This window comes from Pseudaquabacterium inlustre (assembly GCF_038066595.1).
GTDB lineage: Bacteria > Pseudomonadota > Gammaproteobacteria > Burkholderiales > Burkholderiaceae_C > Pseudaquabacterium > Pseudaquabacterium inlustre.
In genome coordinates, this window is sequence record NZ_JBBUTH010000003.1 from 25,921 (window position 1) to 38,460 (window position 12,540).

12 protein-coding genes are annotated in these 12,540 nt (G+C 71.9%); 4 read left to right on the top strand and 8 right to left on the bottom strand.

Annotated elements, in window-relative coordinates:
* Positions 1-86: 86 nt before the first annotated feature.
* Positions 87-833, top strand: coding sequence for a PEP-CTERM sorting domain-containing protein (locus AACH10_RS05485; protein WP_341409362.1), 747 nt, complete (start codon positions 87-89; stop codon positions 831-833).
* A gap of 72 nt (positions 834-905) precedes the next feature.
* Here the strand turns inward: AACH10_RS05485 and AACH10_RS05490 are convergent, their stop codons facing one another.
* The 6 genes from AACH10_RS05490 to AACH10_RS05515 form a co-directional block, all read right to left on the bottom strand.
* On the bottom strand, positions 906-2,432 hold the full coding sequence (locus AACH10_RS05490) for an AMP nucleosidase (RefSeq protein ID WP_341409363.1): 1,527 nt from the start codon (positions 2,430-2,432) through the stop codon (positions 906-908).
* Between the two features lie 107 nt (positions 2,433-2,539).
* Positions 2,540-3,313: an amino acid ABC transporter ATP-binding protein gene (locus AACH10_RS05495; RefSeq protein WP_341409364.1), complete on the bottom strand. Its 774-nt coding sequence runs from the start codon at positions 3,311-3,313 to the stop codon at positions 2,540-2,542.
* Positions 3,303-3,953, bottom strand: a complete 651-nt coding sequence (locus tag AACH10_RS05500; RefSeq protein ID WP_341409365.1) for an amino acid ABC transporter permease — start codon at positions 3,951-3,953, stop codon at positions 3,303-3,305. Before AACH10_RS05500 ends, AACH10_RS05495 begins: the two co-directional genes overlap by 11 nt.
* 21 nt (positions 3,954-3,974) lie before the next feature.
* Positions 3,975-4,652: an amino acid ABC transporter permease gene (locus AACH10_RS05505; protein WP_341409366.1), complete on the bottom strand. Its 678-nt coding sequence runs from the start codon at positions 4,650-4,652 to the stop codon at positions 3,975-3,977.
* Between the two features lie 122 nt (positions 4,653-4,774).
* Positions 4,775-5,569, bottom strand: coding sequence for a transporter substrate-binding domain-containing protein (locus AACH10_RS05510; protein ID WP_341409367.1), 795 nt, complete (start codon positions 5,567-5,569; stop codon positions 4,775-4,777).
* Between the two features lie 4 nt (positions 5,570-5,573).
* On the bottom strand, positions 5,574-6,410 hold the full coding sequence (locus AACH10_RS05515; RefSeq protein ID WP_341409368.1) for a GntR family transcriptional regulator: 837 nt from the start codon (positions 6,408-6,410) through the stop codon (positions 5,574-5,576).
* A 270-nt stretch (positions 6,411-6,680) separates the two neighbouring features.
* Between AACH10_RS05515 and AACH10_RS05520 the strand changes: the two genes are divergently transcribed.
* Together AACH10_RS05520 and AACH10_RS05525 are read left to right on the top strand one after the other, a co-directional pair.
* The gene (locus AACH10_RS05520) at positions 6,681-7,448 is read left to right on the top strand and encodes a type III pantothenate kinase (protein WP_341409369.1); all 768 of its coding nucleotides are present in this window, start codon (positions 6,681-6,683) and stop codon (positions 7,446-7,448) included.
* A 102-nt stretch (positions 7,449-7,550) separates the two neighbouring features.
* Positions 7,551-8,171 (top strand): response regulator transcription factor, encoded by a 621-nt coding sequence (locus AACH10_RS05525; protein ID WP_341409370.1) that lies wholly within the window; start codon positions 7,551-7,553, stop codon positions 8,169-8,171.
* 3 nt (positions 8,172-8,174) lie between these two features.
* Here the strand turns inward: AACH10_RS05525 and AACH10_RS05530 are convergent, their stop codons facing one another.
* Positions 8,175-10,673 (bottom strand): ATP-binding response regulator, encoded by a 2,499-nt coding sequence (locus AACH10_RS05530; protein ID WP_341409371.1) that lies wholly within the window; start codon positions 10,671-10,673, stop codon positions 8,175-8,177.
* Positions 10,674-10,731: 58 nt separating this feature from the next.
* On the opposite strand from AACH10_RS05530, the gene AACH10_RS05535 reads away from it, so the two are divergent.
* On the top strand, positions 10,732-11,601 hold the full coding sequence (locus tag AACH10_RS05535) for a PEP-CTERM sorting domain-containing protein (RefSeq protein WP_341409372.1): 870 nt from the start codon (positions 10,732-10,734) through the stop codon (positions 11,599-11,601).
* Positions 11,602-11,625: 24 nt separating this feature from the next.
* Here the strand turns inward: AACH10_RS05535 and AACH10_RS05540 are convergent, their stop codons facing one another.
* On the bottom strand, positions 11,626-12,471 hold the full coding sequence (locus AACH10_RS05540) for a potassium channel family protein (protein ID WP_341409373.1): 846 nt from the start codon (positions 12,469-12,471) through the stop codon (positions 11,626-11,628).
* Between the last annotated feature and the right edge of the window lie 69 nt (positions 12,472-12,540).

The window sequence follows — 12,540 nt, forward strand, 5'->3', positions numbered from 1 at the left end:
ACGGGGGGCTGGTGGGGCCACCCTGTCGCCGCTGATGCCGTAAGTGCAGATACTTGTCGTCTGTTTCGTGAGCAGGAGGACAAGCCATGCACAAGCCCGTTCAACAAGCCCTGGCAACGATCATGCTGGTGCTGGCGTCAGCGAGCACGGTGCACGCCGCCGATGTGACGGTATCGGTAACCGGTCTGGCCAACCCCAAGCTGGCGGGAATGCCTGTTGGCAGCGTGGCTGGCGTGCAGCCGGGCAATCCCAGCGTCTACGACACCGCCCCGGCGCAGTCTCCACTGGAGGTGACTGGACTCAGCCTGGTGGCAGGCACCTGGATGCAGTTCACCCAGGTGTCGGGCCAGGTGGGCAATTGCGGGGGCGGCTGCTGGGGTGGAGGGCCCGATGGCAGCAATTCGCTGTATTCGTTCGATGCCGAGAATGGCATCTCGGGCATCGTCAACGCCCGGCTCGATGCGTTGGTCGGCGTGTTTCTGGGCGCCCAGGCGCCGAACCTCGGAACTGCGCCCGCTGCGCTGAACTTTGGTGCGGCCGGCACCGATGCGCTGGGCACTGACTTCACCACGCTGGCCCCGGCCCTGCAGCAGGTGTTCTTCATCGGCGATGGCCTCACCGGTACTGGCGGTGGCACGGTGCAATCGTTCCGGGTGCCGGTGGGCGCCACGCGCCTGTTCCTGGGCACGATGGACGCCTACGAGTGGAACAACAACATCAACCCGGGCCTGGCGATCACAGCCACCGTGAGCGCCGTGCCCGAGCCCGCCAGCACCGCGCTGCTGCTGGCCGGCCTGGGTCTGGTAGGCGTGGCCGCGCGTCGCCGCCGCTGATTTCCGGCTCAACCGCCCCATGCAAAAGGCCGCGCACTGCGCGGCCTTTATCGTTTCAGCGCGGCGTGGCCGTCACTGGAACGCCACCTCGGCAAAGCTGCGCAGCTTGCGGCTGTGCAACTGATCGAGCCGCTGGCGGCGCAGGATCTCGATCGCCCGCATGCCGATGCGCAGGTGCTGATCCACCCGCTCGCGGTAGAAGGCGTTGGCCATGCCCGGCAGCTTGATCTCGCCGTGCAGCGGCTTGTCGCTGACGCACAGCAGCGTGCCGTAGGGCACGCGGAAGCGGAAGCCGTTGGCCGCGATGGTGGCGCTTTCCATGTCCAGCGCCACCGCGCGGCTCTGGCTGAAGCGGCGCTCGGGGCCCGGGTGTGGCAGCAGTTCCCAGTTGCGGTTGTCGGTGCTGGCCACGGTGCCGGTGCGCAGGATCTTCTTCAGCTCGAAGCCTTCGAGCTGCGTGACGTTGGCCACCGCCTTCTCGAGCGCCAGCTGGATCTCGGCCAGTGCGGGGATGGGCACCCACAGCGGCAGTTCTTCATCGAGCACATGGTCTTCACGCACATAGCCGTGGGCCAGCACGTAGTCGCCCAGCTCCTGCGTGTTGCGCAGGCCGGCGCAGTGGCCCAGCATCAGCCACGCATGCGGGCGCAGCACGGCGATGTGGTCGGAGATGTTCTTGGCATTCGCCGGGCCCACGCCGATGTTGACCATGGTGATGCCCGAGTTGTCGGGCCGCACCAGGTGGTAGGCCGGCATCTGCGGCAGGCGCGGCGGCGGGGCGCCGAAAGCGTCTTCGGGCTGCGCCGGCTGGCCGGTGCGGCGCGTGACCACGTTGCCGGGCTCGACGAAGGCCACGTAGCCGTCGCTGTCGGCCGCGTGCTTGGGCCAGTCGCCCAGCAGGCCGCCCTCGCCGGGGGCCTTGGCCATCATCTCGTGGCCCAGGCGCACGAACTCGTCAATGTAGAACTGGTAGTTCGTGAACAGCACGAAGTTCTGGAAGTGCTCGGGCGCGGTGCCGGTGTAGTGGCGCAGGCGCTGCAGCGAGTAGTCCACGCGCGGGGCGGTGAACAGCGCCAGCGGCAGTGGGTCGCGCGGACCGGGCTCATACGTGCCGTTGGCGATGCCGTCGTCCATGGCCGCCAGGTCGGGCAGGTCGAACACGTCGCGCATCAGCGCGCGGCGCTCGGCCGTCATGTTGCCTTCCACGTGGTCGTGCTGGGCGAACGAGAAGTGGATCGGGATGGGCTGCTTGCTCATGCCCACTTCCAGCGGCCCGCCGTGGTTCTGCAGCAGCAGCGCGAACTGCTCGCGGTAGTAGCTGGCGAACAGGTCGGGCCGGGTGAGCGTGGTCTCGTAGGTGCCAGGGCCGGCGACGAAACCGTAGCTCAGGCGCGAGTCGGTGCGGGTGGAGCGGTCGGTGCGCACCCGCACGAAGGGGTAGCAGGCCCGCACGCGCTGGCCGGGGTCCTTGCCGGCGACGAATTCCTGCAGGCTCTGGCGCAGGTGGGCGATGCCGCTGTCATAGATCGTCCTGGCGTGGGCCAGGGCGGCGTCGGCATCGGTGAAGCTCTGGGTGACGATGAGTGTGGGAGTCGACATGGCGAATTATCGCTGCCCGCCCGTGAAACCCATGCGACAAAGGGCATGGGCCGGGTTTGTCCGGGGCCTGAGGGGTGCGTGGCGTGTGCCGGATGTCGCAGCAAGCCTCATGCCGTGGCCGGCGCCATGTGCAGCGCCGACAGGAACTGCCGCAGCTCGGGCGTCTGCGGCGCGCCGAACAGCGCCTCGGGCGGCCCCATCTCGTGGATGCGCCCGGCGTGCATGAACACCACCCGGTCGGCCACCTTGCGCGCGAAGGCCATCTCGTGCGTCACCATCAGCAGCGTCATGCCCTCGGCGGCCAGCTGCTCCACCACGCGCAGCACCTCGCCCACCAGCTCGGGGTCGAGTGCGCTGGTGATCTCGTCGCACAGCAGCACGGCAGGGCCCATGGCCAGCGCGCGGGCGATGGCCACGCGCTGCTGCTGCCCGCCCGACAGCTGGTCGGGCCAGGCGTCGAACTTGTCGGCCAGGCCCACGCGGGCCAGCAGCGCGCGCGCCTGGGCCTCGCCCTCGGCCTTGGCCTGCTGCTTCACCAGGGCCGGCGCCAGCATCACGTTGCGGCCCACGCTGAGGTGCGGAAACAGGTTGAAGCTCTGGAAGATCATGCCCACGTGCTGGCGCAGTGCGCGCATCGCGGCTGCATCGCCATGCTTGAGCGGCTGGCCGTCGACGCTGAGGCTGCCGTCCTGGAACTCCTCCAGCCCGTTGATGCAGCGCAGCAGCGTGCTCTTGCCCGAGCCGCTCTTGCCGATGATGGCCACCACCTCGCCGCGCGGCACGGCCAGGTCGATGCCCTTGAGCACCTCGTTCGTGCCGTAGCGCTTGCGCAGGCCCTGGATGTGGACGATGGCGTCGCTCGGGGTGATCTCAGTGGGCATGTCGGAGCTTTCGTTCGAGGCGGCGGCTGGCGGCCGAGATCGGCCAGCACAGCGCGAAGTACATCAGCGCCACCAGCGCATACACGGTGAAGGGCCGGAAGGTGGCATTGGTGATCATGGTGCCGGCCTTGGTGAGCTCGATGAAGCCGATCACCGAGGCCAGCGCCGTGCCCTTGATGACCTGCACCGCGAAGCCCACCGTGGGCGCCACGGCGATGCGCAACGCCTGCGGGCCGACCACATGGCGCAGCGTCTCGGCGAAGCTCAGGCCCAGGCTGTCGGCGGCCTCCCACTGGCCGCGCGGGATGGCGGCCACGCAGCCGCGCCAGATCTCGGTGAGGTAGGCGCTGGCGTACAGCGTCAGCGCCAGGCCGGCGGCCACCCAGGCCGAGACATTCAGGCCCAGCAGCGCCAGCCCGAAGTAGGCCAGGAACAGCTGCATCAGCAGCGGCGTGCCCTGGAACAGCTGCACCCAGGCGCGCACCGCGCGCTCGGCGCCGGGCCAGCGCGCCAGCCGCGACCACAGCAGCAGCGCGCCCACCAGGCCGCCGCCAATGAAGGCGATCAGCGACAGCGCCACCGTCCAGCGCGCGGCCAGCAGCAGGTTGCGCAGCATGTCCCACAAGGTGAAGTCGACCATGGTGTTCGCGTCTCCTGGGGGTTATCGGCCGGCGGGCGGCAGGTGGCCGAACACCCAGCGCGGGCCGGCCCACTCCAGCAGCCGGCGCACCGCGATGGCCAGCACCAGGTACATCGCGGTGGCCACGATGAAGGCCTCGAAGGCGCGGAAGTTGCGGCTCTGGATCAGGTTGGCGGCAAAGCTCAGGTCGGGCGTGGAGATCTGGCCGCACACCGCCGAGCCCAGCATCACTATGACGATCTGCCCCACCAGCGCCGGCCACACGCGGCCGAGTGCCGGTGGCAGCACCACGCGGCTGAACAGCTGCCACTCGCTGAGTGCCAGGCTGCGGCCGGCCTCGATCTGGCCCTTGGGCGTGCTCTCCAGCCCGGCACGCACGATCTCGGCCACGTAGGCGCCCAGGTTCAGCACCATGGCGATCACCGACGCGGCCTCGGGCGACAGCCGCAGGCCCAGGCCGGGCAGGCCGAAGAACACGAAGAACAGCTGCACGATGAAGGGCGTGTTGCGGATCAGCTCCACGTACACCGCCACCGCGCGCGCCAGCGCCCGCGGCCCGGACGCACGCGCCCAGCCACAGGCCGTGCCCAGCGCCCCGCCCAGCAGCGCGGCCGTGGCGGTCAACGCCAGCGTCACGCCCGCCCCGCGCAGCAGCGCCGGCCATTCGGCCAGCACCGCGCCAAAGTCCATTTGAATCATGAGCGAACAGCCCTTCGCAGGCGGGAGTCAGAACCCAGCGGCCGCCGTGGAACCGGCTTTGCCGGGCCACTGGCGGCGCCCCCTTGAGGGGGAGCGGCCTTGGCCGCTTCGGGGGTGGGCCATCAGTTCGGCAGATCGCCGGCGGGGCGGCCGAGCCACTTCTGGGCCATCTTGTCGAGGTCGCCGGCCGCCTTGGCCGCCGCGATGATCTCGTTGACCTTGGCGCGCAGCTTGTCCTCGCCCTTGGCCACGCCGATGAAGTTGGGCGAGTCCTTCAGCACGAACTTGTACTCGGCGCCCAGGTTGGGGTTGCGAGCCATCATGTTGCCGGCCACCGAGGCGCCGGTGGCAATCGCCTGCACCTGGCCGGCCACGAAGGCCGAGACGGTGGCGTTGTTGTCCTCGAAGCGGCGCACGTCCACGCCGGCCGGGGCCACCTTGCTCAGCTCCTGGTCCTCCATCGCGCCACGGGTCACGGCCACGGTCTTGCCCACCAGGTCGGCCGGGCCCTTGACGGTCAGCGTCTTGGGCGCGAACACCGCCTGGTAGAAGGGCGAGTAGGCGGCGGTGAAGTCGATCACCTTCTCGCGCTCGGCGTTCTTGCCCAGCGTGGAGATCACCAGGTCGGCCTTCCTGGTCTGCAGGTAGGGGATGCGGTTGGCGCTGACCACCGGCACCAGCTCCACCTTCACGCCCAGCTTGGCGGCGATCAGATTGGCCATGTCGATGTCCAGGCCCTGCGGCTTCAGGTCGGTGCCCACGTAGCCATAGGGCGGGTAGTCGGTGGGGATGGCGATGGTGATCTGCTTCTTGGCCAGGATCTCGTCCAGCGCGTTCTGCGCCTGGGCGCTGGTGGCCAGGGCCAGTGCGGCCAGGCCGAGGGTGGACAGCAGGGTGCGGCGGGGCAGGGCGGACATGGGCTCAATCCTTGGTTGACGAGGGAAGGGTCGCGGGCGCGGCATCGCCGCCGACCAGCGGGGTGAACAGGGCGCGCCGCGGCCGGCGGCGCGTGGCGGTGCCGGCCTGTGCGGCCGGCGATTGCGCGGTGATGGCCAGCGGGCCGAGTGCGGCGCGCAGCGGCGCCAGCGGGTCGTCCTCGGGCGGGCGCACGGCGCGGTCGAGGTGCTCGGCCACGCTGCCGATGTGCGCCTGCAGGCGCTGCACGGCCAGCGCGATGTCGCCGGCCTCCAGCGCGGCGACGATCTCGCCATGCTCGGCGCAGCTGGTGCCGGCGGCATGGGTGCTCTGGTACAGCGTGGCGATCAGCGTGGTGCGCGCGGTCAGGTCGCGCAGGATGTCGGCCAGCAGCGCATTGCCCAGGCAGTCGGCCAGGCAGACATGGAAGTCGCCCAGCAGCCAGCTGCGCTGGCCCGGCTCGCCGTCGTGGATGGCGGCCTGCTCCTGCGCCACATGGGCCTTCAGGCGCTGCACGGCGGCGGGCGAGGGCGGGCCGTCCAGCGTGCGCAGCAGGCCGGTCTCGATGGCCACGCGGGCGCCGAAGGCCTCGCGCGCCTCGGCCAGCGAGGGCTGCACCACATACCAGCCGCGCCGCGCATTCACCGTGACCATGCCGCGCGCCGACAGCCGCGCCAGCGCCTCGCGCACCAGCGTGCGGCTGACGCCGAACAGCGCCGCCAGGTCCTGCTCGCCCAGGCGCTGGCCGGGGGCCAGGCGGCCGGCCAGGATGGCGTCGACGATGCGGTCGGCGATCTGGTCGGGGCGGCTGGCGGCGATGGGCGAAGGGTCGGTGCGGGTCATGCCGTGGTGTGGTGCACGCGGCTGGTCGATGAGCCTTGTATGCAAGGCCGGTGCCAGCCGCCAGCGGCGTGCCGCAGCCCTGGTCTGGTGCGTCTGGCCGGATGCGCCGGCACAGTGCGCTGGCCGAGTGCGCTGCCTGCTGGCGTGGCCCCTGCACCACGCCGGCCGCGGCCGCTGTCGCCCGCGCGGCGGCGGGGTGGGCCGGGCCTGTTACGCTGCGCGCTCCCTGTCATGCAGCCCGTGCCCCGCCTTGGGGCGTTGTCCCGGCTTATGAGCTTTTTCGCGATCGACATCGGCAACACGCGACTGAAATGGTCGCTGTACGCGGCGCCCCAGCCGGGGGCGGCCGTGCTCTCGCATGGCGTGGTGTTCCTCGAGCACATCGACACGCTGGCCGACGACCAGTGGCGCGAGCTGCCGGTGCCGGGCTCGGTGCTGGGCTGCAACGTGGCCGGCGACGCGGTGCGCCGCCGCGTCGAGGAGCAGCTGGAGCTGTGGGACATCGAGCCGCGCTGGGTCGTCTCCAGCGCGCAGGCCGGTGGCATCGTGAACGGCTACGACCACCCCGGCCGCCTGGGCGCCGACCGTTTCGTGGCGCTGATCGGCGCGCGCCAGCATGTGCTGGCCCGCGGCCCCGCGCGCCCGGTGATCGTGGTCATGGTGGGCACGGCCGTCACGGTGGATGCGCTGGACGTGGACGGCAAGTTCCTCGGTGGCCTGATCCTGCCGGGCCACGGCATCATGCTGCGCTCGCTGGAAGGCGGCACCGCGGGCCTGCGGGTGCCCACCGGCGAGGTGCGCGACTTCCCCACCAACACCAGCGACGCGCTGACCAGTGGCGGCACCTATGCCATCACCGGCGCCATCGAGCGCATGCACCGCCACCTGGCGCTGCACAGCGGCCAGACGCCGCTGCTGCTGATGACCGGCGGCGCCGGCTGGAAGGTGGCGCCCTACATCGAGCAGGCGCATGAGCTGGTGGACTCGCTGATCTTCGACGGCCTGCTCGCGCTGCAGTCGCATCGCCTGGCGCTGTAGGCGCCGGCCGAACAGGGCGGGCAAAGGAACCGCAACGCCCCCGCCCGATCGGCAACGCGGCAGCAACAAGGTCTGACAAGTCCGCTGCCAGAATCAGGGCGCATGGATGTGCTGCTCGTTGACGATCACACCTTGCTGCGCCAGGCCCTGGCGCTGTTGCTGGGCACCCGCCACCCCGGCGTGACGGTGCACCAGGCGGGCACGCTGGCCGAGGCGCTGCCGCTGGCCGCGCCGCTGCCCGACGACGCGCTGCTGCTGCTGGACCTGGGCCTGCCCGATGCCGTCGGCCTGCAGGCCGTGCAGGCCCTGCATGCCCGCGCGCCGCAGGTGCGGCTGGTGGTGCTGTCGGCCGACGACCGGCCCGAGACGGTGACCGCCGCCATCGAGGCCGGTGCCTGCGGCTTCGTGCCCAAGACCGCCGACCTGGCGCGTCTGGAGCGTGCGCTGGGCCTGCTGATCGAGGGCGGCCTGGCCCTGCCCCCGGCGGTGGTGGCCCGCAGCGCACCGGTGGACGACCCGGTGGTGCTGACCCCACGCCAGCTGGACGTGCTGCGCCTGCTGGTCGAGGGCAAGCCCAACAAGCTGATCTGCCGCACGCTGGACCTGTCCGAATCCTCGGTGAAGACGCACCTCGAGGCCGTGTACCGGCGCCTGGGTGTGTCATCGCGCACCCAGGCCGTGCTGGCGGCGGCACGGCTGGGCCTGCTGCCTGCCGGGGCCTGAGCCTCAGCCCGCCGGGCGCATCGCTGGCGGGTGCGATGTCAGCGCGGCCAGCGCCTCGCGCAGCGCCGCGTCGCGGAAGGGCTTGTGCAGCACGGCCAGGCCGCTGTCGCTCAGACGGTCCAGTTCGGCCGGGGCGGTGTTGCCGGTGATCAGCAGCGTAGGCAGCGCGCCGCAGGCGGCGGCCACCGCGCGCGCCACGGCCAGGCCGTCGGCATCGGGCAGGCGCAGGTCGGTGATCAGCAGCTGTGGCTGGCGGCCGGGCGTGGCGGCCAGCCCGGTCAGGGCCTGCGACACCGCCGCAGCCTGGGCCAGTGGCGTGACCTGCGCACCCCAGGCGGCCAGGCGCTCGGTCAGCGCCTGGCGCACGGTGGCATCGTCCTCCACCACCCACACCCGCGTGCCGGGCGGCAGCGGTGCCGGCAGGGCCGGGGCCGCCGTGGTGCCAGCCGATGTGGTGCGGGCGGGGGCGGGGTCGGCCGCGGCCAGCGCCACGCCGAAGCCGCTGCCCCGGCCGGGCTGCGAGCGCAGCGTCACATCGGTGCCCATCAGCGTGGCGGCGCGGCGCACGATGGCGAGGCCCAGGCCCAGGCCCTGCTGTGGGTCGCGGTGCGGGTTGCCGCCCTGCACGAATTCCTCGAACACGCTGGCCTGCAGCTCGGGCGCGATGCCCGGCCCGGTGTCGTGCACTGCCAGCCACCACTGGGTGCCGCGGCGGCGCACGGCCAGCAGCACGCCGCCCTGCATGGTGTAGCGCAGGGCATTGCCCAGCAGGTTGCGCACGATCTGCTCCAGCAGCACTGCGTCGGCGCGCACCGTGGCGCCGGGCGGTACGCGCAGCCGCAGGCGCAGGCCGCGGCGCTCGGCCTGGGTGCGGGCCTCATCCACCAGGGCGCGCAGCAGTGGCGCCAGCGCCACCGGCTGCCAGTCGACCACGGTGCGGCCGGCCTCCAGGCGCGACAGGTCCAGCAGGCCGCGCAGCAGGCCCTCCATCGTGCCCACCGATTCGTCCAGCTGCGCGGCCAGGCGCTGCTGGGCCGGCACGGTCAGCTGGTCACGCAGCACGCCCAGCAGCAGGCCAATGGTGACCAGCGGCTGGCGCAGATCATGGCTGGCGGCGGCCAGGAAGCGGGTCTTGGCGGCATTGGCCGCCTCCAGCGCGGCGGTGCGCTCGGCCACGCGCTGTTCCAGCCGGCGGTGGCTGTCCTGCATGGCGCGCAGCGCGGCCACCAGGCGCGCGGCCAGCACGGCGCCGAAGGCCAGCACCATGGCCGGCACGGTCCAGGGCATCCAGAACAAGCCGGTGATCGGCAGCTCGCCCCGGTGCAGCAGCCAGTCGTGCACGCCGGCCAGCAGCGTGGCCGCCAGCGTGGCGCCCACGGCCAGGCCCTGCACGCGCGGCAAGGTGCGCAGGTGGCCGACGATCAGGCCCATCGACAGCAGCTCCACCGGGAACAGCAGCGCATAGCCCCAGCGCCGCGCCTGGTCCAGCGCGGCAGGGTCGGTGCCGGCGACCAGGCCGTTCAGCGCGCTGAACAGGCACACCGCGCCCAGCAGGGGCGGAAACCAGCGCCGTGGCCGCGGCGTCACGGCCTGCGCAAAGCCGCCCAGCAGGGCGGCCATGGCCACCACGCCCAGGTAGGTGACCAGGCTCCAGCCGACGGGCGCATGGCCTGCCGGGTCGAGCACCATGGCATTGCGCAGCGACATCAGGCCGCCCAGCAGCGCAAACCAGCCCAGCGCCCGCTCGTCGCGCTTGCGCGCCCACAGCACCCCCATGAACAGGCAGCTGCCGGCCGCCAGCATGTTCAGCAGGCGCGGCAGCTCCACCGTGAGCCGGCGGTGCGCGAGTGCGCGCGCCTCGATGGCCGCCTGCGGGCCCACCCACAGCTCGCCCAGGCCGGCCTGCAGGCCGCTGTGCATGTCGAGCACGATCTCGTTGCTGCGGCCTGGCCGCTGCGCACTGGCCGGCCACGCCACGGCGCGCGGGCCGGGGCGCGGCTGCAGGCCCTCGTGCGTGTCCAGCGTGTCGCTGACCACCTCGCCATTGAGCGTGAGCCGGTGGTGCAGCGGCCACTGCGCCGACCACAGCGCCCAGGCGCCCGGGGCGGCCGTGGCCGGCAAGGTGGTGGTCAGCCGGTAGCGCGCCGAACCGGGGCGCGCCGCGCCCCGCTGGTGCCAGTCGTCCGGCAGCACGACGGGGTGGCCCGGGCCGGGGCTGTCCAGGGCCATCACCTCGGCCTGGTTCAGGCGCAGGCTGCCATCGGCCGCCGGGCCGGCCGCTGCGGTACCCGAGGCCAGGGCGGCCAGCGGCAGCGTCAGCAGCGCGGCCAGTGCCCACGCACGACCGCCGACCGCCCACCCGACCACCCGCCCGGGTGCCGCGGCCGGCGGCTGGCCACGGACAGGGGCAGGGCAGGGGCGCATGGCCGCATCTTCGCCGATGGCGGCTGCGGCAGCCCCCCATTCGCGGGTGGCCAGATGGCCGATGGTGCGGCGCAGCACGCGTGCCTAGCATGGCCTCACACCCTGCCCTTCCTCCGCTTCACCAGGACCCTGCACCATGCGCCAACCCTCCTCCTTGTTCCGTCCGCTGTGCGCGGCATTGCTGGCCGGTGGCCTGGCCGCCACGGCCCAGGCCACGCAGATCACCGCCAGCGGTGTCAGCGATGTCACGGTCTCGCTGACCGGGGCCGACACCGTCGGCGAACTGCAGGTCGACGGCGTGGCCACGCGCTCGTACTCGGACTGGTGGACCAATGCGGTCGCCGTCACGCACAGCACCGAGACGGTGGTGCAGGTGGCGCCGACCACCACGTCGAGCGGCCTGGCCTACGTCTACGACGTGACCACCTCGACGCCCAGCATCACGCAGTACAGCACCCTGTACGACGCCTATGCGGCCAACCTCACCTTCAAGACCACGGCCGATGCGACCACCGCCACGCTGAGCTTCACGGTCACCAACAGCACCAGCAGCGATGTCTCCCTGTATCTGCAAATCGCCACCTGGGGCAGCTACCTGGCCGCCACAGGCAGCTTTGGCGCACTGGCCACGCCCACCATGCCGTCGCTGTACCTCAACACCACAGGCACGTGGAGCAACGTCACCAGCAACACCAGCCTGTCGGACGGCGCCCATTTCCAGACCAACGGATATGCCTCGTACACGCTGGCGGCCAACGGCTCGCTGACCTTCACCGTGGCCGTGGACGACACCAGCGCCCTGGTCGATCCCACCAACCTGTGGGTTTCGCTGACCACGCAGACCTACGGCCACACGTACACCGTGGTTCCGGGCCTGTCGACGACCACCCGCACGCTGGTGGGCGCCGAACTGCTGGCCGCCGTGCCCGAGCCCCAGACCTATGCCCTGATGGGCGCCGGCCTGTTGATGCTGGGTGGCCTGGCGCGACGCCGCGCCGCGCGCTGACGCGGCAGCATGCCCGCGTCCGGGTCAGTCGCCCTGCGCGGCCGGCGGCTGGGCCGGCCCGGCGCGCGAGGCGGCCAGTTCATCGCGCAGGCTGGCGATCTCGTGCCGCAGGCCGTCGATCTGGCGGTGCATGTCGCGCAGGATCTCGTGCTCGATGTTGCGCTCCTCGGTCTCCACCCATTTGGTGGCGATGGCCGCGGTGACCAGCGACACCACGCCGAAGCCCAGCATCACCACGAACACCGAGAAGATCTTGGACGCCGGCGTGGATGGCACGATGTCGCCATAGCCCACGGTGGCCGCGGTGGTGAAGGCCAGCCACAGGCCGTCGGCCAGCGTGTGCGCCTTGGGCTCCAGCCACCAGAAGCCGATACCACACAGGCCCAGCACGCTGGCTGCCAGCAGCAGCATGTAGGTCAGGCCGCCGCGCGTGATCAGGTGCTGGATGCTCCAGACCATGCGCACCAGCGTCATGAAGGCCACGGCCAGGCGCACCAGCAGCGCGGGCAGCGACTGGCTGCTCTCGGGGATCAGCACCGAGACGGCCAACCCGGCCACCAGCACCAGGTCGAGCGGGTTGGCGCGCAGGTGCCGGCCGATGCCCTCGCCATGCTGGGCGGCATGGGAGGCGGTGTGCACCAGCGCCGCGCCGGTGACCAGCGCGGCCAGCGCATAGGCCAGCTTGGCCACCCAGTGCGTGGGCTCGTCCAGCAGCTCGGCGTAGAAGGCCGGGATGGTGCCGGCCAGCACCAGCAGCGTGGGCCAGCGCCAGCGGCGCTCGATCTGGCGCGCCCGCACCGCCTCGCGCGGCGCCAGGCGCAGGCCCCACAGCGAGCCACGTTGAAAGCGTTGCGACAGGTCGGCGAGCATGGTGTGAGTGTCGAGCCTAGCGGGTGCGACCGCGCGGCGCGGTTGATGTCGGTCAAGCCCCGGACGCTG

Coding starts and splice junctions, on each gene's coding strand:
- AACH10_RS05485 (WP_341409362.1), top strand. CDS start 87: ATGCACAAGCCCGTTCAACAAGCCCTGGCAACGATCATGCTGGTGCTG.
- AACH10_RS05490 (WP_341409363.1), bottom strand. CDS start 2,432: ATGTCGACTCCCACACTCATCGTCACCCAGAGCTTCACCGATGCCGAC.
- AACH10_RS05495 (WP_341409364.1), bottom strand. CDS start 3,313: ATGCCCACTGAGATCACCCCGAGCGACGCCATCGTCCACATCCAGGGC.
- AACH10_RS05500 (WP_341409365.1), bottom strand. CDS start 3,953: ATGGTCGACTTCACCTTGTGGGACATGCTGCGCAACCTGCTGCTGGCC.
- AACH10_RS05505 (WP_341409366.1), bottom strand. CDS start 4,652: ATGATTCAAATGGACTTTGGCGCGGTGCTGGCCGAATGGCCGGCGCTG.
- AACH10_RS05510 (WP_341409367.1), bottom strand. CDS start 5,569: ATGTCCGCCCTGCCCCGCCGCACCCTGCTGTCCACCCTCGGCCTGGCC.
- AACH10_RS05515 (WP_341409368.1), bottom strand. CDS start 6,410: ATGACCCGCACCGACCCTTCGCCCATCGCCGCCAGCCGCCCCGACCAG.
- AACH10_RS05520 (WP_341409369.1), top strand. CDS start 6,681: ATGAGCTTTTTCGCGATCGACATCGGCAACACGCGACTGAAATGGTCG.
- AACH10_RS05525 (WP_341409370.1), top strand. CDS start 7,551: ATGGATGTGCTGCTCGTTGACGATCACACCTTGCTGCGCCAGGCCCTG.
- AACH10_RS05535 (WP_341409372.1), top strand. CDS start 10,732: ATGCGCCAACCCTCCTCCTTGTTCCGTCCGCTGTGCGCGGCATTGCTG.
- AACH10_RS05540 (WP_341409373.1), bottom strand. CDS start 12,471: ATGCTCGCCGACCTGTCGCAACGCTTTCAACGTGGCTCGCTGTGGGGC.